The 538-nt window shown below is 39.8% G+C and carries 1 protein-coding gene; it reads right to left on the reverse strand.

Features of this window, described 5'->3' with window-relative positions; genetic code table 11:
• Nucleotides 1–538, reverse strand: a 538-nt coding sequence (locus tag FW754_RS16400; RefSeq protein WP_446325264.1) for a YDG domain-containing protein, incomplete at both ends; no start/stop codon positions are given.

Consider the following 538-nt stretch of genomic DNA (forward strand, 5'->3'; position numbering starts at 1 on the left):
CGAGCCTGCATTTTTATCGCTAAATTGACCTTGTGCTGTGATATCAACGTTATCACCACTGATCACACCATTCAGACTACCATTCACAATCGCATTGGTCGTGCCATCGTAGACTTTGTCTTGTGCACTAATTGAACCTGTGATTTGCTTTTTGGCAATATTGGCTGTGACTTGACCATTGGTGGTCAATTCATAGTTTCCTGCATCTGTACCTATTAAACTACTCGATGCATTAACTGCTTTATTTTGCCCCGCATTTTTATCAACAAAATGTCCCGTTCCACCAACTGAAACTTGATCACCAGTAATAATATCTTCTTGATTTAAACTGCCACTCACAATGGCATTGGTCGTACCATCGTAGACTTTGTCTTGTGCCGTCAATACACCTGAAATTTGTTTTTTACTGATATTGGCTTGAGTTTGTAGATTCGTTGAAAGCGCATAGTTGTCTGCATCTGTACCATTTAAAGCACCTGATACATTCACATTCTTATTCGAGCCTGCATTTTTATCGCTAAATTGACCTTGTGCTGTG

Source organism: Acinetobacter sp. 1207_04 (genome assembly GCF_052850415.1).